Origin of the sequence: Streptococcus equinus, from assembly GCF_900104225.1 — a bacterium.
Classification (GTDB): Bacteria; Bacillota; Bacilli; order Lactobacillales; family Streptococcaceae; genus Streptococcus; species Streptococcus equinus_D.
Window position 1 is genome coordinate 167,986 of sequence record NZ_FNJK01000002.1, and the last position, 21,899, is coordinate 189,884.

Here is a 21,899-nt window from a genome sequence, read left to right on the forward strand (position 1 = left end):
AAGGCTCAAAAGGTTTGGGGAACCTTTTGAGGTTGGAAATGAAGTCAAGCGTAGCTTGATGTCAAAAGGATTGTAAAATCTGATTTATCAGCGTATTAGAACCCACTCAACTACTGCGTCTTGTAAACAACAACTATATAAATAAAGAAGCTGAGGACTTTTGTCTCAGCTTCTTTAGCTTACTATTTTATTTTTTTAAATGAATTTCTTGTTTCTTGAGGTAAACTTCTGAGACAGGAGCGTATTTTTTCAGTTTTTTCAATTCTTCTTTGTGTGTGATAAAGGTAATCACGACACCAGCTTTCCCCATACGTCCTGTTCGTCCAGCACGGTGTGTGTAAGTTTCTTTGTCACGAGCAAGGTCGAAGTTGATAACATATTCAAGATTATCGATGTCAATACCGCGTGCGACAAGATCAGTAGCAAGAAGTAATGAGAGTTCGTGGTTTTTGAATTTTTCAAGAATAACTTTACGGAACTTCACGTTAATATCAGAAGCTAGTGAAACAGCTTGGACATTGTTAAATTGAAGACGTTCCTCAGTGGCTCCTAAATCAGACAAACTGTTGAAGAAGACTAAGCCACGAAATTCTGGAATATTTGAGAATTTACGAAGTAATTCTAGACGATCACGCTTATCAACAGAGATGTAGTAGTGAGCAATTTGATCTAAAGTCTGATCAGAAAGGTCAATGGTTAAAGTATTTTCAGCAAGAACCTCAGGATCAACTTTATCTGTTGCACTCATGTAAATCATTTGGTGGTCACGTGGAACACGGTGAATGATGTTTTCAACAAAGTGGTACTGTGAATCACTAAGCAATTCGTCAAATTCATCCAAGATGATGGTATCAACATTCATCATCTTAATTTTTTTGAGTTTAACTAATTCAAAGACACGCCCTGGTGTTCCGATAAGAATTTCAGGACCTTTTTTCAAACGTTCGATTTGACGTTTTTGACTAGAACCAGAGATGAAGAGTTGAGTTGACAGATTGAGAAGTTCAGCCCATGTTTTTGTAACCTCAAAAATTTGCCCAGCTAATTCTGTATTTGGTGCTAAAATCAATAATTGTTGAGATTTTTTAGGTTTTAGTTTTAATAATGCTGGAAATAGATAAGCCAAGGTTTTACCAGTCCCTGTTGGACTGATACCAAGTAAATTGTCTCCTTGTGAAATAGGTTCAAAAACTTGTTTTTGAATGTCTGTTAATTCTGTAAAACCAGCATTTTTTAGTTGGTCTTGCCAGACAGATGGAAATTGTGAAATCATAAGTTTCCTTTTCTATGTTTTAAATCTTTATTTCATTATAACATAGAAAAAGCTAAGTTTTTTTATTTAAAAGGCAAGTAAGGGATTTCAATGTTTGAAAAATTTGGAAAAAGTAGTAGAATAGATAGGAAATATTTTTTATTTGGAGTAATAAATGCGTAAAAAACCTATTATTATTGGTGTGACTGGTGGTTCTGGAGGCGGAAAAACCAGCGTTTCTAAAGCAATTTTGGCAAATTTCCAAGATCAAAAAATTGCTATGATTCAACACGATTCTTACTATAAAGATCAAAGCCACTTGACTTTTGAAGAACGTGTATCAACTAACTATGACCACCCACTTGCTTTTGATACTGATTTGATGATTGAACACATCAATGAATTGATTGCAGGTCGCCCAGTAGATATTCCAATTTACGATTACACACTACACACACGTAGTGAAAAAACATATCGCCAAGAACCTCAAGATGTTATCATCGTTGAAGGTATCTTGGTTCTTGAAGACAAACGTCTTCGTGATTTGATGGATATCAAACTTTTTGTTGATACTGATGATGATATCCGTATTATCCGCCGTATCAAACGTGATATGGAAGAACGCGGACGTAGCCTTGATAGTGTTATTGAACAATACACTTCAGTGGTTAAACCAATGTTCCATCAATTCATCGAACCAACAAAACGTTATGCAGACATCATCATCCCAGAAGGTGCTTCAAATGTTGTCGCAATCGACCTTATCAATACTAAAATTGCTGCAATTTTGAAAGATAACGAAGAATAAGTGAAGGGCTGGAAAACCAGCTCTTTTACTTTTTTGAAATTATTTTCAGAAAATTTGTTTTATTTAGATTATTCTGTTGACTTTTACCTTAGAAAGGGGTATTATGTTAAAAAACGAAAAACATCGAAGGGAAAATAAGTCAATGACATTCGCAACAATGACAGTCTTGCTATTGCGTAATGAGGGCTAGTGCAGAAAGAGCATTAGTCCTGTTTGGCTTACCAAGCGGGATAAAAACATCTCGCTTGGCCGTGAGATGTTTTTATTTTTATTTTAATGTTTTTGCTAGAATTAGAAAGAGGTTACTATGCGTAAAGTTGAATTTCTTGATACCACTCTTCGTGATGGCGAACAAACGCCAGGGGTGAATTTTTCAGTTAAAGAAAAAGTTGCGATTGCTAAGCAACTTGAAAAATGGGGCATTGCTTCTATTGAAGCGGGATTCCCAGCAGCAAGTCCCGATTCTTTTGAAGCTGTTCGTCAAATTTCAGAAGCTATGACAACAACAGCGGTATCAGGTTTGGCACGTTCTGTGAAATCTGATATTGATGCTTGTTATGAAGCTTTGAAGGATGCTAAATACCCACAATGTCACGTTTTCATTGCTACAAGCCCTATTCACCGTGAATACAAACTGAAAAAATCAAAAGAAGAAATTCTTGATATTATCAAGGAACATGTTACTTATGCGCGTAGTAAATTTGATGTAGTAGAGTTTTCTCCTGAAGATGCCACTCGTACAGAACTTGATTACTTGCTTGAAGTAGTTCAGACGGCAGTAGACGCAGGTGCTACCTATATTAATATTCCAGATACTGTAGGATTTACAACACCTGAAGAATTCGGTAATATTTTTAAATACCTCATTGAAAATGTAAAATCTGACCGTGATATTATTTTCAGTCCACACTGCCATGATGACCTTGGTATGGCTACTGCTAATACCCTTGCAGCTATTAAAAATGGTGCAGGCCGTGTAGAAGGTACTGTTAATGGCATTGGTGAACGTGCTGGTAACGTTGCTCTTGAAGAAATCGCAGTGGCTCTTAACATTCGTGAAGATTACTACCAAGCAACATCAGATATTATTCTTAACGAAACAGTTAATACGTCAGAATTGATTTCTCGTTTCTCAGGTATTCCAATTCCTAAAAATAAAGCTGTGGTCGGCGGTAATGCCTTCTCGCACGAATCAGGTATTCACCAAGATGGTGTGCTTAAAAATCCACTTACTTACGAAATTATTACTCCAGAACTAGTTGGTGTTAAGCATAACTCACTTCCACTTGGTAAACTTTCAGGTCGTCATGCCTTTGTTGAAAAACTAAAAGAGTTGGAAATTGCTTTTGAAGAAAATGAAATCAAACCGCTCTTTAGCAAATTCAAAAAATTGGCTGATAAGAAAACAGAAATTACAGATGCTGATATTCGTGCCTTGGTTGCGGGTACAGAAATTGAAAATCCTGAAGGTTTCCACTTTGGTGATTTGAAATTAACTTCTAATCCAGATGAAACAGTGACTGCTGAAGTGGTGATGATTAATGCTGAGGATGAAGAAGTTGATGTAGCAGCTGATGGTAAAGGTTCTGTAGAAGCTATTTATAATGCCGTCGATAAATTCTTTAATCAAAAAGTTCGTCTTCTTAGCTATACTATGGATGCTGTAACAGATGGTATTGATTCACAAGCTCGTGTGTCTGTTTCTATTGAAAACATCGATACGGGTACTATTTTCAATGCATCAGGTATTGATTTTGATGTTTTAAAAGCAGGTGCCATTGCTTATGTTAATGCTAATGCTTTGGTTCAAAAAGAAAATGCGGGAGAAATTGGAAAAGCTGTTTCATTCCGTGATGTGCCTACAAATGATTAAGAAAGGATAGAGCGTGAAGAACAGTTTGTTTTCTCGCAAGTGATGATTATGACTAAAAAGATTGTGACTTTGGCTGGTGATGGTATTGGCCCAGAAATTATGGCAGCTGGTTTAGAAGTTCTTGAAGCTGTTGCTGATAAAATTGGATTTGATTACGATATTAATGCTAAACCTTTTGGTGGTGCAGGGATTGACGCTTGTGGTCATCCCCTACCAAAAGATACCTTAGATGCCGCTAAAGCAGCGGATGCTATTTTGCTAGCAGCTATTGGTGGACCAAAATACGATAATGCAACAGTTCGTCCTGAGCAAGGTTTGCTTGCTATTCGTAAAGAATTGAACTTGTTTGCTAATATTCGTCCAGTTCGTATCTTTGATGCCCTTAAACACTTGTCACCATTGAAACCTGAACGCATTGAAGGGGTTGATTTTGTGGTGGTTCGTGAATTGACTGGTGGTATCTACTTTGGTGAACATAAGTTGGAAGATGAAGCGGCACGTGATATTAATGATTATTCTGCTCAAGAAATTCGTCGAATCATTCGCAAAGCCTTTGAATTGGCTCAAGTTCGTGGCAAAAAAGTAACTAGCATTGATAAACAAAATGTTCTAGCAACTTCAAAATTATGGCGAAAAGTGGCTGAAGAAGTTGCTCTAGAATTTCCAGATGTGACATTGGAACATCAATTAGTGGATAGTGCAGCTATGATTATGATTACAAATCCATCACGTTTTGATGTTGTGGTGACTGAAAATCTATTTGGTGATATTCTCTCTGATGAGTCAAGTGTTCTTCCTGGTACTCTTGGGGTTATGCCTTCAGCTAGTCATTCAGAAAACGGACCAAGTCTTTATGAACCAATCCATGGTTCAGCACCTGATATTGCTGGAAAAGGGATTGCCAATCCGGTTAGTATGATTTTGTCAGTAGCTATGATGCTTCGCGAAAGTTTTGGAGAGCTTGCTGGAGCAGAAATGATTGAAGAAGCTGTTGATAAAACCTTTAATCAAGGTATTTTGACGCGTGATTTAGGTGGTCAAGCTTCAACAACAGAAATGACAGCAGCAATTATTGCAAATCTATGAGTTTAAAAGATTATACAGTCCTTGTTTTTATTCTATGGAATGTCTTTGTCTTTATCACTTATGGTGTTGATAAACAAAAGGCTAAGTCTGGCCATTGGCGAATTCCAGAAAAGACATTATTGTGGGAAAGTATTTTACTTGGTGGAGTGGGAGCTTTACTTGGCGGTAAGTTTTTTCACCATAAAACCTTAAAATGGTATTTTAAAGTATGTTGGTATTTAGGGATTATTATTGACATTGCTTTTGTTTATTGGCTTTTAGTCATGTGGCATTGATGGTTAAGGAATAAATAAGAAGACAGTGGAGGAAAATATGAGCGGAAAATCGATTTTTGATAAGCTTTGGGAACGTCACGTGATTACAGGTGAAGAAGGTGAACCTCAGCTTATGTATGTGGATCAGCATTATATTCATGAAGTAACAAGTCCGCAGGCTTTTCAAGGTCTTAGAGATGCTGGTCGTAAAGTGCGTCGTCCAGAGTTAACATTTGGAACAACTGACCATAATGTTCCAACGGTTGATATTTTCAATATTCGTGATTTGATTTCAAAAAATCAAATTGACACTCTTGCCCGAAATGTTGAAGAATTTGGCATTGATGCGGCAACACATGGTACAGAACGTCAAGGAATTGTGCACATGGTAGGTCCAGAAACAGGACGCAGTCAACCTGGTAAATTTATTGTCTGCGGGGACAGCCATACAGCAACTCATGGTGCTTTTGGAGCAATTGCTTTTGGTATCGGAACATCAGAAGTTGAACATGTGTTTGCTACACAATGTATCTGGCAAGTAAAACCGAAAAAAATGAAGGTTGAATTTGTCGGAAAACCACAAAAAGGTGTGTACTCAAAAGACTTTATCCTTGCTCTGATTGCTCAATATGGCGTTGATGCTGGTGTTGGTTATGCGGTTGAGTATTGTGGTGAAGCCATTGATGCTCTTTCAATGGATGAACGCATGACTATTGCTAATATGTCTATTGAATTTGGTGCAAAAATGGGCTTGATGAATCCAGACCAAAAAACTTTTGATTATGTTAAAGGTCGCGAAGCAGCACCAAAAGGTGAAAAATTTGAGCAGGCCGTAGAAGATTGGAAAACATTGGTTTCTGATCCAGATGCTGAATATGACAAGGTTATTACCATTGATGTTTCTGAATTGGCACCGATGGTGACTTGGGGAACAAACCCAGAAATGGGTGTTGAATTTGGTAAACCATTCCCAGAAATTAAAGATATGAATGATGAACGTGCCTATCATTATATGGATATCAAACCTGGTGATAAAGCTGAAGATATTGATCTTGGCTATGTTTTCATTGGATCTTGTACTAATGCTCGCCTTTCAGATCTTCAATTGGCAGCTAAGATTGTTGAAGGCAAACACATTTCGCCAAAACTAACAGCTATTGTTGTTCCAGGATCTCGTCCAGTTAAGAAAGAGGCAGAGCGTCTTGGCCTTGATAAAATTTTTATGGATGCTGGTTTTGAATGGCGTGAACCAGGATGCTCAATGTGTCTTGGAATGAATCCAGACCACGTGCCAGAGGGGGTTCATTGTGCCTCAACAAGTAACCGTAACTTTGAAGGACGTCAAGGTTTCGGAGCAAGAACTCACCTTTGTAGCCCAGCTATGGCAGCAGCGGCAGCTATTGCAGGTAAGTTCGTTGATGTTCGTCAACTATCAGAAGTTCAGTAAAGGAGAGAGATAATGGAAAAATTTACTGTTTACACAGGGAAATCTGTCCCTTTGATGAATGATAATATTGATACTGACCAACTCATTCCTAAGCAATTCTTAAAAGCAGTTGATAAAAAAGGTTTTGGTAAGAATCTCTTGTTTGAGTGGCGTTATCTTAATGATAATTATGATGAAAATCCTGATTTTATCTTTAACCAACCTGAATATCGTGATGCAACTATCTTGATTTCTGGAGATAACTTTGGATCAGGGTCATCACGTGAGCATGCGGCTTGGGCTTTGGAAGATTATGGTTTCCGATGTGTCATTGCTGGTTCATTTTCAGATATTCATTATAATAACGAATTGAAAAATGGAATGCTTCCAATTGTTCAACCTTTGGAAGTTCGTCAGAAATTAGCAGCTCTACCAGCAGGAGAAGAAATTACTATTGATTTGCCAAATCAAGTCATTAAATCATCAGCTGGAGAATTTCCGTTTGACATTGATGGTGAGTGGAAGCGTAAATTGGTTCTTGGCCTTGATGATATTGGAATTACCCTTCAATACGAAGATTTAATTTCAGCCTACGAAAACAATCGACCAAGTTACTGGCAATAAGTTAAAAATCAGTAGGTAAACAAACGAAGCAGTCATTTTAATATAAATTGAGTTGAGATGCCATTGTCTCAGCTCTTTTTTACTCAAATATCATTTTTCAAAGTATGACGAAGTGGCGTTTTTTTGCTATAATTAACCTTATGGAAAATACTAAGAAAATTGAGAATTATGAAATCATGTTAGCGCAAGCAAATGCTTTATTTGCTAACGAGAAGAACTTGTTGTCAAACCTTTCAAATGCCAGTGCGCTTTTAAAAATGACTTTGCCAAATTCTGTTTTTACAGGATTTTACCTTTATAATGGTGAAGAGTTGCTTTTAGGGCCATTCCAAGGTGGTGTATCTTGTGTGCACATTAAGCTTGGTAAAGGTGTTTGTGGAGAATCGGCTGCTAATCGTGAAACAATGATTGTCGCAGATGTCACAAAACACGCTAATTATATCGCTTGTGATTCAGCTGCCATGAGTGAAATCGTTGTTCCTATGGTCAAAGATGGTAAATTAGTTGGTGTTTTAGACTTGGACTCACGTTTGACGGATGATTACGATGCTATTGACCAAGAATACCTTGAAAAATTAGCAGCGATTCTTGTTGAAAAATCATATTGGAATTTAGATATGTTTGGAGTTGAATAATAATGTATCAAGCCCTCTATCGAAAATACCGTAGTCAAACCTTTGACGAAATGGTTGGACAAACGGTTATTTCAACGACTTTAAAACAAGCAGTGGCATCTGGAAAGATTAGCCATGCTTACTTGTTTTCAGGTCCACGAGGAACTGGTAAAACCAGTGCCGCTAAAATTTTTGCTAAGGCTATGAACTGTCCTCACCAAGTTAATGGTGAACCTTGTAATCAATGTGATATTTGTCGCGATATTACTAATGGTAGTCTTGAAGATGTCATTGAAATTGATGCGGCTTCTAATAATGGGGTTGATGAAATTCGTGAAATTCGTGATAAATCAACCTATGCCCCAAGTCGTGCTACCTATAAAGTTTACATCATTGATGAAGTGCATATGTTATCAACTGGAGCTTTTAATGCACTTTTGAAAACTTTGGAAGAGCCAACTGAAAATGTTGTCTTTATTTTAGCGACGACAGAACTACACAAAATTCCAGCGACGATTTTGTCACGTGTTCAACGTTTTGAGTTTAAAGCTATTAAATTAGCAGCTATCCGTGATCATTTGGCTAGCATTTTAGACAAAGAAGGTATTTCTTATGAAGAAGACGCCTTGACCTTGATTGCACGCTGTGCAGAAGGTGGAATGCGTGATGCACTTTCTATTCTTGATCAAGCATTGAGCTTGACAGCTGATAATCACGTATCATTAGCTATTGCAGAAGAAATCACTGGCAGCATTTCAATGACGGCTTTAGATGATTTTGTGGCAAATGTTTTAGCAAATCAAACAAGTCAAGCGTTGGCAAATCTTGAGACGATTTTCGATAGCGGTAAGAGTATGAGTCGTTTCGCAACGGATTTATTGAATTATCTTCGTGATTTATTGGTTGTTCAAAGTGGTGGTGAAAATACTCACACTAGTCAAACCTTCCAAGAAAATCTAGCTGGCCTTCAACAAGAACGCATTTTTGCTATGATTGACCTTGTGACTAAAGCCTTACCTGAAATTAAAAATGGTGTTCAGCCTAAAATTTATGCTGAAATGTTAACCATTCAATTATCAGAATCAGGTAAGCAAGCAGCTCTAGCCCAAGTACCAGAAGGTTTATCAGATGAACTTGCAAGACTACAGTCAGAAATCAAGGACTTGAAAGATGAACTAGCTAAACTAGATAGCTCTGCCATTTCACAAAAAACGCCAAATCGTAAAAAATCTAAGGCAAGTTATCAATACAAGGTTGATCGTGTTAAGATTTTGACGATTATGGAAGAGACAATTGTAGATAGTCAGAAATCAAGAGAGTATCTTGAAGCTCTTAAAGGAGCTTGGAATGAAATCTTAGACAGTATTTCTGCTCAAGATCGTGCTCTTTTGCTTGGTTCAGAACCTGTTCTTGCTAATAGTGAAAATGCTATTTTGGCCTTTGATGCAGCTTTTAATGCTGAGCAAGCCATGAAGCGAACGGACCTCAATGATATGTTTGGAAACATCATGAGTAAAGCTGCTGGCTTTTCACCAAATATTTTGGCTGTCCCGCGAAAAGACTTTAACAGTATCCGAACAGAATTTGCTCAAAATTTGAAAAAACAAAAACAAGCACCCGTTCAAGAAGAAGTTAAAGATGATTCCTTTATTCCTGAAGGGTTTGACTTTCTAGCAGATAAAATTAATAAAGTAGAAGATTAAAAAGAATCCGAGTCATAACTCGGATTCTTTTACTATCGAAAACATGATAATAACTGATAAAAGCAAGTATCTATGCTATAATAAACGTATGACTAAGAGACGTTTTATATTAATGGCACTAATGTGTGCTTTTGAAACTTACTTTTTTAATGAATGTTTATTTGATGGTGACTATTTCTTTGCTTTCTTTTGGGGGCTATTGTTGCTTCGTGATATTCAGCGTGCTTACACAGTTGATAAACTGTTGCAGACCCTGACATCAACTACCAAGAAGAAAGACTGATTTCACCACTGCGGAGTAATTTCTCTTGACCATCGTCAAGTTTAACAATCAGGTGCCCTTGATTAGTAATATCTTGGGCAAGGCCTGTATATAGACAATCATTTTCCATAAAGGTCACTTGTTTGTTGAGAACAAGTGATTTTTCTTTATAGACTTTGATTAAATCCTTTTCTGGAATGGTAAAGAAGAGATTCCAGATTTCGGTAATGAGTTGGTTTCGTGTAATACTTGGTTGAGTAGAAAAAAGTGAGCCGGCTTTTTCAGAAATGTTATCTGGAAAGTCTGTGATGTGGAAATTAATACCAACTCCGATAATAACATCAGTAATCAATCCTGTTTCAACGGATGAAATGGCCTCAGTTAAAATGCCAGCGATTTTTTTACCATTGTAGTAGATATCGTTAACCCACTTGATTTCTGTTTCGATGCCTGTTAGTCGAGAAATGGCTTTTACGATACTTGAAGCAACCATGAGAGTATATGGTTTGACGTCTTCAAAGGGAACATTTGGTTTAAGGTGAAGTGACATGTAAATGCCACCTTGTTTTGAAGCAAAAAATTGTCTGCCAAAGCGTCCCTTAGCTTGTTCTTGGCTAGGAGCTAAGTAGAGATGCGTTTGTTTATCTATATCCATGTTATTTTTAGCATCTAATTGAGTTGATTCGCTTTTTTCATTAAGGGTGACAGCAATTTTAAGATCTTTAGAAATAACTTCTGGAAGAAGTAAATCGCCTGAGATGATTTTGTAGCCACGTTTTTTGATTGAATCAATTTGGATGCCTTTTTCTTCTAAAGCTTTGATAGCTTTCCAAATAGCGGTGCGGGACAGTTCAAATTCATTTGCCAAAGCCTCTCCACTAGTATAATCACTTTGGTCTTGCAAGTAGTAATAGATTTTTTCGTAGGTTTTCATACTCATAGTATAATATATTTTTTCTAAATATTCTTAATAAAACTAGAAATTGTTACGAAATGGTAAGAATTTTTCTATAGGCAATTTAGGTAAAATGTGATACACTATTCTAGTCAATGAGTCCCGATAAGACAATCTAGCGGTTTAATAGTGTGTTATTCTTCGTTAGCTCATCTTGATATACTTCAGTATTATCTGCGATTTCGCTGCCTTGACTAACACGCTATTAACCGCGCCATCTCTTTTTAGATGATTTAGATTGGTACTTTGTAACTCATTAGAAATGTCTGCTTTTGATGCAGGGATTTCGAGAGGGAAAATTCCCGACATTTTAATACTTAGAGGTATTGAAATGAAAAATTAATGATATGGGGGGACATTTTTATGTCAGAACGTAAACTTTTCACGTCTGAATCAGTTTCTGAGGGGCATCCAGATAAGATTGCAGACCAAATTTCAGATGCTATTTTAGATGCTGTGTTGGAACAAGATCCTGATGCGCACGTTGCAGCCGAAACAGCTGTATATACTGGATCAGTTCATGTTTTTGGTGAAATTTCAACAACAGCATATGTCGATATTAACCGCATTGTTCGTGATACCATCGCAGAAATCGGTTATACTAACGCTGAGTACGGTTTTGCTGCCGAATCAGTTGGAGTTCATCCATCATTGGTTGAACAATCACCTGATATTGCACAAGGGGTTAATGAAGCGTTAGAAGTTCGTGGAAATGCCGACCAAGATCCGCTTGATTTGATTGGTGCAGGTGACCAAGGATTGATGTTTGGTTTTGCAGTTGATGAAACACCTGAATTGATGCCATTACCAATTTCACTTTCTCACAAATTGGTTAAAAAATTGGCAGACTTACGTAAATCTGGGGAAATTTCTTACCTTCGTCCAGATGCCAAATCGCAAGTAACTGTTGAATACGATGAAAATGATAAACCAGCTCGTGTAGATACTGTTGTTATTTCAACACAACATGATCCAGAAGCGACAAATGAACAAATTCACCATGATGTGATTGAAAAAGTTATCAAAGCAGTTATCCCTGCTAAATATCTTGATGACAAGACTAAATTCTTTATCAATCCAACTGGACGTTTTGTTATCGGTGGTCCTCAAGGGGATTCTGGTCTAACAGGACGTAAAATCATCGTTGATACTTATGGTGGTTATGCTCGCCATGGTGGTGGTGCTTTCTCTGGTAAGGATGCGACAAAAGTTGACCGTTCTGCCTCATACGCTGCACGCTACATTGCTAAAAATATTGTTGCTGCTGGTTTTGCAACAAAAGCCGAAGTTCAATTGGCTTACGCAATTGGTGTAGCACATCCTGTATCAGTTCGTGTTGATACTTTTGGTACAAATACTGTACCAGAAAGTAAATTGGAAGCTGCTGTACGTCAAGTCTTTGACCTACGCCCAGCAGGTATCATTCAAATGCTTGATTTGAAACGTCCAATTTATCGTCAAACAGCTGCATACGGACACATGGGACGTACAGATATTGATCTCCCATGGGAAAAACTTGATAAAGTTGATGCTTTGAAAGAAGCTGTAAAATAGAAATTGAATCGTTGTACTATTGGTACAGCGATTTTTTTATCTTAGATTTTTTGTTTCTAAAATCTAGGGTAAGTTTTCCTCAATTTTGATAAACTATAAATAGGAGGTGACTTCCATGATCAATCGATTTAACCAAACCTTGACTTATCTTGAAAGTGTTTTAGATTCAGAAATTGATAAGAAAAAAATTCAACAGCTGTCAGGTTATTCCTATCCTATGTTTTCTCGGCTTTTCTCTGTTTTAGCAGAGATGACTTTGTCAGAGTATTTGCGTAAGCGTAGATTGTCAGAAGCGGTGCAGGATTTGAAAGTAAGTTCTGATAAAGTTGTTGATATTGCTATGAAATATGGTTATGATTCAGCCGACAGCTTTAGCGCAGCTTTTAAAAAATTTCATGGAGCAACGCCATCTGAGGTTAGAAATGGCAGGCCTTATAAGGTGTTTCCGAAAGTTCAGTTATCTCTAAAAATTAGCGGAGGAAAGAAGATGAATATTACTATCGAAAATAAAGCAGCTTTTGCTGTTGCAGGCGTCTTGGCAGCGGGAATTGAAAGCGAGGATTGTCCGAAGGTTTGGGATAAATTGTATGCTACTTATGATTCTGACTGCTTGAAAAAATTGGGAAACGCTCAGCTATTTGGAGTTTGTTCAGAACTCTCAGCAGGTAAAGGAATTAGTTATTTGGCTGGAGTTGATGTTACGGATAAAAAACAAGCGCAAAAATTGGGGTTGACCATTTTAGAAGTTGAAGAAGCAGAGTATGCTGTTGTGCCAGTAAGAGGGAATGTTCCCGATTCCATTCATGAAGCTTGGAAGTACGTTCTTGAAGTTTTCTTTCCTGAGAATGGTTACCGTCATTCTGGTGCTCCAGATTTTGAAGTTTATGCTGAAGGCGATATCCATGCTGATGATTACGAAATGGCGTTATGGATACCAATTGTAAAAGAAGGCTGATCTTAAATTCTACCTTGAACCACATAGTTTTAATAAAATCTATATTTCTGTTACACTTGCCATAAAATAGTCATTAAACAAGTTAAAACTCCTGATTTTAAAAGGCTTTTGCTGATAAAGTTTGAAAAAACAAAGTAATAGTTTGAAGCTATAATATTCAAATCCGAAAAAATATGACAAAATCTTAACAAAGTGTCAAAATATTCCCCATAATCAGTTTGTCAAATTGCATAATCTATGATAAAATGAAAAGGTTGAATTCTAGCAGAAAGTTTTGAATGTATGCGTAAAATTGTTATTAATGGTGGCAAACCTTTAAAGGGAGAGGTTGCTATTTCAGGTGCTAAGAATAGTGTAGTAGCGTTGATTCCTGCAGCTATTCTATCTGATGATATTGTTATTTTGGATGGAGTTCCTGCCATTTCCGATGTTGATAGTTTGATTGAGATTATGGAAGTGATGGGAGCTAAGATTAAGAGAGAAGGCGAAACGCTTGAAATCGATCCACGTGGTGTTAAAAATCAACCAATGCCATATGGTAAAATCAATAGCTTGCGTGCTTCTTATTATTTCTATGGTAGTTTACTTAGCCGTTTTGGTGAAGCAACTGTAGGTCTTCCGGGTGGTTGTGACCTTGGACCTCGTCCGATTGACCTTCACTTAAAAGCTTTTGAAGCTATGGGAGCTAAAGTATCTTATGAAGGCGAAGCAATGCGCTTGGCAACAGAAGGTGAACCAATTCATGGCGCTCACATCTATATGGATACTGTTAGTGTTGGTGCAACGATCAACACAATGCTTGCAGCTACAAAAGCAAAAGGGCGTACAATTATTGAAAATGCAGCTCGTGAACCAGAAATCATTGATGTTGCGACATTGTTAAATAATATGGGTGCTCACGTCCGAGGTGCAGGTACTGATATGATTACGATTGAAGGTGTTGACAGCCTTCATGGAACGCGTCATCAAGTTATTCCTGACCGTATTGAAGCTGGTACTTATATTGCTATGGCTGCAGCGATTGGTGAAGGGGTTCGCATCACTAACGTTCTTTATGAACACTTAGAGAGTTATATTGCAAAACTCGAAGAGATGGGTGTTCGCATGACAGTTGAAGAGGACGCTATCTTCGTTGAAAAACAATCAGTATTAAAAGCTGTGTCAGTTAAAACATCACCATACCCTGGTTTTGCGACTGACTTGCAACAACCAATTACGCCGTTGTTGCTAGTGGCTGAAGGTCGTGGTACGATTTTGGATACAATCTATGAAAAACGTACAAATCACGTTGCTGAATTGGTAAGAATGGGTGCGGATATCTCAATTGTTGGCGGACGTATTGCTTATCAAGGCCCTAATAAATTAACAGGTGCACCTGTTAAAGCATCAGACTTGCGTGCTGGTGCGGCACTTGTAACAGCTGGTTTGATGGCAGAAGGTCAAACAGAAATTACCAACGTTGAATTTATTTTACGTGGTTACTCAAATATTATTGAAAAATTAACAGCTCTTGGTGCTGATATTAAATTAATTGAAGAATAAAAAGAGGCCTTAAAGGCTTCTTTTTTTACTCTAAAGGTGCTAAGGTATATCAAACTAATTTTCGAAGTCATGTGTTATAATTAAGTCATGGATATTTGGACGCGTTTAGGACGATATGCTTTTTTTGAAACAGAACGCATGTATTTTCGTCCTTTTACATATAAGGATAGTCAGGACTTTTTTGAAATTTGTAGCAATCCTGATAATCTTCGCTTTATTTTCCCGAGTCGTGCAACGCGTGAAGAAAGTGATTTTCTCATGGTTCATTATTTTATGAAAGAACCTCTTGGGGTTTGGGCAATAGAAGATAAAAAAACTCATAAAATGATTGGCTGTATTCGTTTTGAAAAATTAGATGTTAATCATTTAAAAACAGAAATTGGTTATTTTATGAATCAAGCATTCTGGGGAAATGGGTTAATGACTGAAAGCTTAAAAACACTTGCATTTTTGAGTTTCCAAGAGTTAGGGTTGCAGGAGCTGCATGTGATTGCTCATGCAGAAAATATAGCGAGTCAGCGAGTAGCGCAAAAATCAGGTTTCACTTTGAAACATCAATTTAAGGGAAGTGACCGCTATAGTCGAAAAATGCGCGATTATGTTGATTATCAATTGAGTAAAGGTGACCATCGTTATGAGTAAACATCAGAAAATATTAGATTATCTGGAAAATTTAGCTGTTGGTAAGCGCGTGAGTGTGCGCAGCATCTCGAATCATTTAAATGTTAGTGATGGGACAGCCTACCGCGCTATCAAAGAAGCTGAAAATCGAGGAATTGTTGAGACAAGGCCTCGAAGTGGTACGGTTCGCATCGAGAAAAAACCAGCGGTTCGTATCGAGCGACTAACCTATTCAGAAATTGCTCGCATTAGTGACTCAGAAGTTTTAGCTGGTAAAGCTGGGCTTAGCCGAGAATTTAGCAAGTTTTCAATTGGAGCAATGACGCAAGAAAATATTTTGCGTTATTTGGTCAAGGGTGGCCTATTAATTGTTGGAGACCGAGAAAACATTCAGTTACTAGCGCTTGAAAAGCACAACGCTATTTTGGTAACAGGAGGTTTCTCAGTTTCAGAAGCTGTTATTCGTTTGGCTGATGAACTTGGTATACCTGTTATGGTAACTAACTATGACACCTTCACTGTTGCGACAATGATTAACCATGCGTTATCTAATCTTCGTATTAAAACGGATTTAACAACCGTTGAACAAGTTTATCAAGTTAAAGCAGACTATGGCTTTTTACGCGAAGGTGATACCGTCCGTGACTTTAATACTTTGATTAAGCAAACCAAAAACGTGCGTTTTCCAGTTGTTAATAGTAAGAATGTGGTGATCGGTGTGGTTAGTATGTTGGATGTTGTTGATCAGGAAAATAACGTTGACATCACAAGTATCATGTCTCGAAATCTGATTGTCGCAAAGCCACAGGCAAGTCTAGCCAATATTAGTCAAAAGATGATTTTTGAAGATCTCAATATGCTTCCAGTTGTTGCAGAAGATCTGACATTACTTGGGGTCATTACAAGACGTCAAGCAGTTGAGAATTTGCAGAATCTACAGCATTCTAGTTCATATACATATAGTGACCAGATGTTGTCTAATTTGAAGCAAGAAGACGGTGTTTACCAGTTTATTGTTGAGCCAGCTATGATTGATCATGCTGGGAATTTTGCGCAGGGTGTTCTGACAGAATTTATTAAGGAAATCAGTGTTCGTGTTTTAACTAAAAAACATCAAAAGAATATCATTATTGAACAATTAATGCTTTATTTCTTGCAGGCTGTTCAAATTGATGACCGCTTGATTATTCAACCACGTATTATTACTGAAAAACGTCGTAGCTCAGTGATTGATTTTGAGATTCTTTTAGATGATCAGATTGTTGCCAAAGCTTTAGTAACGACGAAAATCAATTAATAAAGCTTTCGATTCTTGATTTAAGCTATTGAAACAGTGATATTTTTGACAGTTTAGTGATTATCGGTGTATAATTAAGGGTACTGAATTATTTACAGAGTTTATTATAGGAGTATATATTTATATGATTACATTGAAATCAGCGCGTGAAATTGAAGCAATGGATCGTGCAGGGGATTTTCTTGCCTCTGTTCACACTGGCTTGCGCGAAGTGATTAAACCCGGAGTTGATATGTGGGAAGTTGAAGAATATGTTCGTCGTCGTTGTAAAGAAGCGAATGCTCTTCCTCTTCAAATTGGTGTTGATGGATCAATCATGGATTACCCATATGCAACTTGCTGTGGTCTTAACGATGAAGTAGCTCACGCTTTCCCACGTCACTATATTCTAAAAGAAGGTGACTTACTTAAAGTTGATATGGTCTTAACTGAACCACTTAATAAGTCAGTTGTTGACGTGTCAAAACTAGACTTTGACAATGTTGAACAGGTTAAAAAATATACCCAATCATATTCTGGTGGTTTGGCTGACTCATGTTGGGCATATGCTGTTGGTGAAGTTTCAGAAGAAGTTAAAAATCTGATGGATGTTACCAAAGAATGTCTTTATATTGGTATTGAAAAGGCTGTTGTTGGCAATCGTATCGGTGATATCGGTGCTGCTATTCAAGAATATGCTGAAAGCCGCGGATACGGTGTTGTTCGTGATTTGGTAGGTCACGGTGTCGGTCCTACAATGCACGAAGAACCAATGGTACCTCACTACGGTAAAGCTGGCCGTGGTCTTCGCCTCCGTGAAGGTATGGTGTTGACTGTTGAACCAATGATTAACACAGGAACATGGGAAATCGATACTGATATGGAAACTGGTTGGGCACATAAAACCCTTGACGGTGGTCTCTCATGTCAATATGAACACCAATTTGTTATTACTAAAGACGGTCCTGTAATTCTAACAAGCCAAGGAGAAGAAAGAACTTACTAAGATGAAGCGAAAGCAATTCTTAGACAATTTATGGTCTAAATTAGAGTGGCAACCGCTGCAAGTTTATCTAAAACATTATCGCAGTGCTGAGATTGATTTATCAGCAATTGCTGTTGCTTATTATTTGCTGCTGACAGCCTTTCCTTTGATTGTCATTGCAGCTAATATTTTCCCATATTTGAATATTGATATTGATGTTTTGTTGGCATTTATGAAAAAAAATCTACCAACAAATCTTTACCCATCAGTGTCAGCGATTACCATTGATATTTTTTCAAAACCTTCTGGTAGTATTTTGGGAGTTGCCACTTTGACAGCATTTTGGACTATGTCTAAATCACTGACCTCTCTTCAAAAAGCAATCAATAAAGCATATGGTGTTGCACAACACAGGGATTTTGTCATTGGTCGACTAGTAGGTGTTATCGGAAGTCTTTTGATTCTTTTCTTGCTGACTTTCGTTTTAATCTTTTCGACTTTTTCAAAAGCTGTACTGCAAGTTATCAGTTCTTATTATGACATGAGCCATACGGTGGCAACGGTCATTTTGAACTTATCTCAGCCGGTAACTGTGTTGACCATTGTTATTGGATTAATGTTACTATATTTTATTCTACCTAATGTCAAAATTAAACGTATTCGTTATATTTTGCCAGGGACAATTTTTACGTCAATTGTTATCTTGTTCTTGAATAATTTGTTCAGTAGTTATATTCTACGAACATTTGAACGAATGGTAGATATTAAAACGTTTGGATCAGTCGTGATTTTTGTTTTAATGTTGTGGTTCATCTTTCTTGCTCATATCTTGATTTTAGGAGCTATCTTTAATGCGACTTATCAAGAATTAAGACAAGGAAAAATGGAAAGCAGACGAGGTGATTTGCTGTCTATCTTAACACAACGAGGCAAAAAAAAATAACACCTTTTTAGGTGTTATTTTTTATCTTTGAAAACAAGTAATTTACTAAAGACATAGTTTAAAACAATAATTAACACTTGTGAAAAAAGTGTTTCAATAGCATTGACCATTGAGAGCTTATCATTAACAAATTGTCCGATAATGTGTGGGAATTTTGTTACCAAGAAGTAAGCTAACGCTAAATCAAGAACAAGTGTTGATAGGCGAGCAAGAGTGAATTTGACCAAGCGTTCAAACCAACCTTTACGAACTTGATTAAAAACAAAATAATCGTTAGTAAAGAAGGCAAATAAAATGGCAACAATATTGGCAATAACAGCTGAGAAAGTTGCAGAACTTGTCAGTGAAAAGATAACTAAACGTGTTCCCATGTAGACAAGAGTTGTTAGAACACCAAAAAAGAGATACTTAAAAACTTCGCTTGTGATTAATTTTTTCATAGGTCTACTATATCAAATTTTATGAATTTGTGCTATACTTTTAAGCGTTGTCTAGACAACCCTTGGCGCTTATTTCCCTTTCGCCAAGCATATTATAAACGTAGAAGGGTACTTCTAACGTTAAAGGAGAAGATTAATTATGAAAAATTTCACGATTCGTGATTTTGTCCAAGTTGCTCTTGTCGCAGCTCTTTATATTGTTTTAACAATCACACCGCCATTAAATGCTATTTCTTATGGTGCTTATCAATTTCGAGTGTCAGAAATGCTAGTCTTTTTAGCATTCTACAACCGAAAATATATCATTGGTTTGACAGCTGGTTGTATGATTGCTAACCTTTATAGTTTTGGTTTGATTGATGTTCTTGTTGGCGGTAGTCAAACATTTATCTTTTTGACTTTAGGGGTTATGCTATTTAGTCGTTACAAAGATCAATATGTGTTTAATGGTTTGTTTAACAAAGCATTTTTCTATTTTTCACTCTTATTTGCAGCCTCAATGTTTACAATCGCTTTAGAATTGTATGTTGTTGCTGATGCGCCATTCTTGATGACATGGTTTACGTCAGCAGTAGGAGAACTTGCCTCTCTTCTCATTGGCTCACTTATCATGGATAAATTAGGAAAACGCCTTGATTTAACAGCATAATAGAAAAAATGAGCTTCCATTTTTGGAAGTTTTTTTCTATACATAATAAAAAATATAATTCAAAAAAAAGATAAGTTTTAAAAGGTATTTTTTTACAGATGTGATAAAATAGTATATATGAAAGAACGTATTCAAAAATTGGTTGACGAACTCAACCAGTATCGAAAAGAGTATTATACACAAGACCAACCAACGGTCTCTGATAGTGAGTATGACAAGCTCTATCGTGAATTGGTAGAGCTTGAAAAGGCTAATCCAGACTTGATTTTGCCGGATAGTCCGACACAAGCAGTTGGGGGTCTTATTTTAGATGGCTTTGAAAAATATCAACATGAAACACCACTGTATAGTTTACAAGATGCTTTTTCACGTGAGGAATTAGATGATTTTGATCGTCGCGTCAAGGCAGAATTTCCAAATGCATCTTACATGGCTGAGCTTAAGATTGATGGACTTTCAGTATCATTAGTCTACGTAGACGGTGTACTTCAAGTTGGTGCAACACGTGGTGATGGTTCAATCGGTGAAAATATCACTGAAAATGTCAAACGCATCAAAGACATTCCACACAAATTGGAAGAGTCTTTGACAATCACGGTTCGAGGCGAAGCTTATTTGCCGAGAGAATCTTTTGATAAGATTAACGAAGAACGTCGGGAAAGTGGTCAGTCAGAATTTGCCAATCCTCGTAATGCCGCAGCTGGAACACTACGTCAGTTGAATACTGCAGTTGTTGCAAAGCGTAATCTGGCAACTTTCTTGTACCAAGAAGTGGCGTCAACAAGTATGACCACACAAAATGACGTTTTAGAAGAATTGTCTCGTTATGGTTTTTCAGTTAATCCAAAACGCATTACAACATCTTCAATGGAAGATATCTGGGCATTTATTCAAGAAGTGGCTGCAGAGCGTGATAGCCTTCCGTATGATATTGACGGTATCGTTATTAAGGTTAATAGCCTTGCTATGCAAGAAGAACTTGGATTTACAGTTAAGGCACCACGTTGGGCGATTGCTTATAAATTCCCAGCTGAAGAAAAAGAAGCTGAGATTTTGTCAGTAGATTGGACGGTTGGACGTACAGGTGTTGTTACCCCAACAGCTAATTTGACGCCTGTTCAACTTGCAGGAACAACTGTTAGTCGTGCGACTTTGCACAATGTGGATTATATTGCTGAAAAAGATATCCGAATCGGAGATACCGTTATTGTCTACAAGGCGGGAGATATTATTCCAGCGGTACTTCACGTGGTTGAAAGTAAGCGTGATAAGCAAGTCCCAATGCCAATTCCTGAGACGTGTCCGTCATGTGGCAGTGAGCTGATTCACTATGAGGATGAAGTGGCGCTTCGCTGTATTAACCCACTTTGCCCAAGCCAGATTCAAGAGCGCTTAACGCATTTTGCCAGTCGAGATGCCATGAATATTACTGGTCTTGGACCTTCAATTGTTAAGAAACTCTTTACAGCGGATTTGGTTCATGACGTTGCAGATATTTATCGACTAAGTGTCGAAGATTTGCTGACGCTTGATGGCTTTAAAGAAAAATCAGCTGAAAAACTTTACAATGCTATCCAAGCATCAAAAGCTAATTCAGCAGAAAAATTATTATTTGGTTTAGGAATCCGTCATGTTGGTGCTAAAGCAAGTCGTCAGCTCCTAGAAGTTTTTGAAAGTATCGAAAACCTTGTGGCAGCAGATGAAGAAGCTATTGCTAATATTGATGGTCTTGGAACAGTTATTGCTAAGTCACTGCGCAGCTATTTTGCAAAAAAAGAAGCCGAAGAACTTTTGGCAGAATTGAAAAATGCTGGTGTTAATTTTGCTTATCTTGGAAAGAAAGTTTCCAAAGATGCTCAATTAGCTGGTTTGACAGTGGTTCTAACTGGAAAACTCCAACGCTTAACGCGAAATGAAGCTAAAGAAAAGTTGCAGGATTTAGGAGCTAAGGTTACAGGCAGTGTTTCTAAAAAGACAGATATTGTCGTTGCAGGAGCAGATGCAGGATCAAAATTGACAAAAGCCCAAGCTCTTGGAATTGACGTTCGTGATGAAGCTTGGTTAGAAAGTTTATAAT

The 21,899-nt window shown here is 37.3% G+C and carries 21 protein-coding genes and 1 riboswitch; of the genes, 18 read left to right on the plus strand and 3 right to left on the minus strand.

Translation table 11 applies throughout. The annotated features are described in order from the left end of the window. Positions 1 to 187: 187 nt before the first annotated feature. On the minus strand, positions 188 to 1,273 hold the full coding sequence (locus BLP98_RS03605) for a DEAD/DEAH box helicase (RefSeq protein WP_074481958.1): 1,086 nt from the start codon (positions 1,271 to 1,273) through the stop codon (positions 188 to 190). Positions 1,274 to 1,427: 154 nt separating this feature from the next. On the opposite strand from BLP98_RS03605, the gene udk reads away from it, so the two are divergent. The 9 genes from udk to BLP98_RS03650 all read left to right on the plus strand — a co-directional run bounded on the left by udk (position 1,428) and on the right by BLP98_RS03650 (position 9,923). After that, positions 1,428 to 2,060, plus strand: coding sequence for a uridine kinase (udk, locus tag BLP98_RS03610; RefSeq protein ID WP_074481959.1), 633 nt, complete (start codon positions 1,428 to 1,430; stop codon positions 2,058 to 2,060). 307 nt (positions 2,061 to 2,367) lie between these two features. Further along, complete coding sequence (locus tag BLP98_RS03615; protein WP_074481960.1) at positions 2,368 to 3,933, plus strand: 2-isopropylmalate synthase; 1,566 nt, start codon at positions 2,368 to 2,370, stop codon at positions 3,931 to 3,933. A gap of 48 nt (positions 3,934 to 3,981) precedes the next feature. Further along, positions 3,982 to 5,019 carry a 3-isopropylmalate dehydrogenase gene (gene leuB, locus BLP98_RS03620; protein ID WP_074482234.1) on the plus strand — a complete coding sequence of 346 codons (1,038 nt, stop codon included), beginning with the start codon at positions 3,982 to 3,984 and terminating at the stop codon, positions 5,017 to 5,019. Continuing rightward, entirely contained in the window at positions 5,016 to 5,294 is a 279-nt protein-coding gene (locus tag BLP98_RS03625) for a DUF1294 domain-containing protein (protein WP_074481961.1), read from the plus strand. Before leuB ends, BLP98_RS03625 begins: the two co-directional genes overlap by 4 nt. 37 nt (positions 5,295 to 5,331) lie before the next feature. Further along, the gene (leuC, locus tag BLP98_RS03630; protein WP_074481962.1) at positions 5,332 to 6,720 is read left to right on the plus strand and encodes a 3-isopropylmalate dehydratase large subunit; all 1,389 of its coding nucleotides are present in this window, start codon (positions 5,332 to 5,334) and stop codon (positions 6,718 to 6,720) included. Between the two features lie 12 nt (positions 6,721 to 6,732). After that, complete coding sequence (gene leuD, locus BLP98_RS03635; RefSeq protein WP_074481963.1) at positions 6,733 to 7,323, plus strand: 3-isopropylmalate dehydratase small subunit; 591 nt, start codon at positions 6,733 to 6,735, stop codon at positions 7,321 to 7,323. Positions 7,324 to 7,463: 140 nt separating this feature from the next. Further along, positions 7,464 to 7,958: a GAF domain-containing protein gene (locus BLP98_RS03640; RefSeq protein ID WP_074481964.1), complete on the plus strand. Its 495-nt coding sequence runs from the start codon at positions 7,464 to 7,466 to the stop codon at positions 7,956 to 7,958. 2 nt (positions 7,959 to 7,960) lie between these two features. Further along, the gene (dnaX, locus tag BLP98_RS03645) at positions 7,961 to 9,640 is read left to right on the plus strand and encodes a DNA polymerase III subunit gamma/tau (protein WP_074481965.1); all 1,680 of its coding nucleotides are present in this window, start codon (positions 7,961 to 7,963) and stop codon (positions 9,638 to 9,640) included. A gap of 88 nt (positions 9,641 to 9,728) precedes the next feature. Continuing rightward, entirely contained in the window at positions 9,729 to 9,923 is a 195-nt protein-coding gene (locus tag BLP98_RS03650) for a DUF3272 family protein (RefSeq protein WP_074481966.1), read from the plus strand. Here BLP98_RS03650 and birA read toward each other — a convergent pair. Then, positions 9,904 to 10,836 (minus strand): bifunctional biotin--[acetyl-CoA-carboxylase] ligase/biotin operon repressor BirA, encoded by a 933-nt coding sequence (birA, locus tag BLP98_RS03655; protein WP_074481967.1) that lies wholly within the window; start codon positions 10,834 to 10,836, stop codon positions 9,904 to 9,906. The genes BLP98_RS03650 and birA overlap by 20 nt on opposite strands. A gap of 384 nt (positions 10,837 to 11,220) precedes the next feature. Between birA and metK the strand changes: the two genes are divergently transcribed. The 7 genes from metK (at position 11,221) to BLP98_RS03690 (ending at position 18,733) form a co-directional block, all read left to right on the plus strand. Beyond that, entirely contained in the window at positions 11,221 to 12,411 is a 1,191-nt protein-coding gene (gene metK / locus BLP98_RS03660) for a methionine adenosyltransferase (RefSeq protein WP_074481968.1), read from the plus strand. A 115-nt stretch (positions 12,412 to 12,526) separates the two neighbouring features. Then, positions 12,527 to 13,366 carry an AraC family transcriptional regulator gene (locus BLP98_RS03665; RefSeq protein WP_074481969.1) on the plus strand — a complete coding sequence of 280 codons (840 nt, stop codon included), beginning with the start codon at positions 12,527 to 12,529 and terminating at the stop codon, positions 13,364 to 13,366. Between the two features lie 282 nt (positions 13,367 to 13,648). Further along, complete coding sequence (locus tag BLP98_RS03670; RefSeq protein ID WP_074481970.1) at positions 13,649 to 14,908, plus strand: UDP-N-acetylglucosamine 1-carboxyvinyltransferase; 1,260 nt, start codon at positions 13,649 to 13,651, stop codon at positions 14,906 to 14,908. An 87-nt stretch (positions 14,909 to 14,995) separates the two neighbouring features. Further along, on the plus strand, positions 14,996 to 15,550 hold the full coding sequence (locus tag BLP98_RS03675; RefSeq protein ID WP_074481971.1) for a GNAT family N-acetyltransferase: 555 nt from the start codon (positions 14,996 to 14,998) through the stop codon (positions 15,548 to 15,550). Next, complete coding sequence (gene spxR / locus BLP98_RS03680; protein WP_074481972.1) at positions 15,543 to 16,826, plus strand: CBS-HotDog domain-containing transcription factor SpxR; 1,284 nt, start codon at positions 15,543 to 15,545, stop codon at positions 16,824 to 16,826. The genes BLP98_RS03675 and spxR overlap by 8 nt, the downstream gene beginning before the upstream one ends. Before the next feature lie 124 nt (positions 16,827 to 16,950). Continuing rightward, positions 16,951 to 17,811: a methionyl aminopeptidase gene (locus BLP98_RS03685; protein WP_074481973.1), complete on the plus strand. Its 861-nt coding sequence runs from the start codon at positions 16,951 to 16,953 to the stop codon at positions 17,809 to 17,811. Position 17,812: 1 nt separating this feature from the next. Further along, the gene (locus BLP98_RS03690; RefSeq protein WP_074481974.1) at positions 17,813 to 18,733 is read left to right on the plus strand and encodes a YihY/virulence factor BrkB family protein; all 921 of its coding nucleotides are present in this window, start codon (positions 17,813 to 17,815) and stop codon (positions 18,731 to 18,733) included. Between the two features lie 14 nt (positions 18,734 to 18,747). Here the strand turns inward: BLP98_RS03690 and BLP98_RS03695 are convergent, their stop codons facing one another. Further along, complete coding sequence (locus BLP98_RS03695; protein ID WP_074481975.1) at positions 18,748 to 19,173, minus strand: GtrA family protein; 426 nt, start codon at positions 19,171 to 19,173, stop codon at positions 18,748 to 18,750. Positions 19,174 to 19,201: 28 nt separating this feature from the next. Further along, positions 19,202 to 19,310: riboswitch (PreQ1 riboswitch) on the plus strand. A 2-nt stretch (positions 19,311 to 19,312) separates the two neighbouring features. Here BLP98_RS03695 and BLP98_RS03700 point away from each other — a divergent pair. Further along, positions 19,313 to 19,822, plus strand: coding sequence for a QueT transporter family protein (locus tag BLP98_RS03700; RefSeq protein ID WP_074481976.1), 510 nt, complete (start codon positions 19,313 to 19,315; stop codon positions 19,820 to 19,822). A gap of 117 nt (positions 19,823 to 19,939) precedes the next feature. Then, a complete protein-coding gene (ligA, locus tag BLP98_RS03705) occupies positions 19,940 to 21,898 on the plus strand; it encodes an NAD-dependent DNA ligase LigA (protein WP_074481977.1) in 1,959 nt (652 codons plus the stop codon). Position 21,899 lies beyond the last annotated feature (1 nt).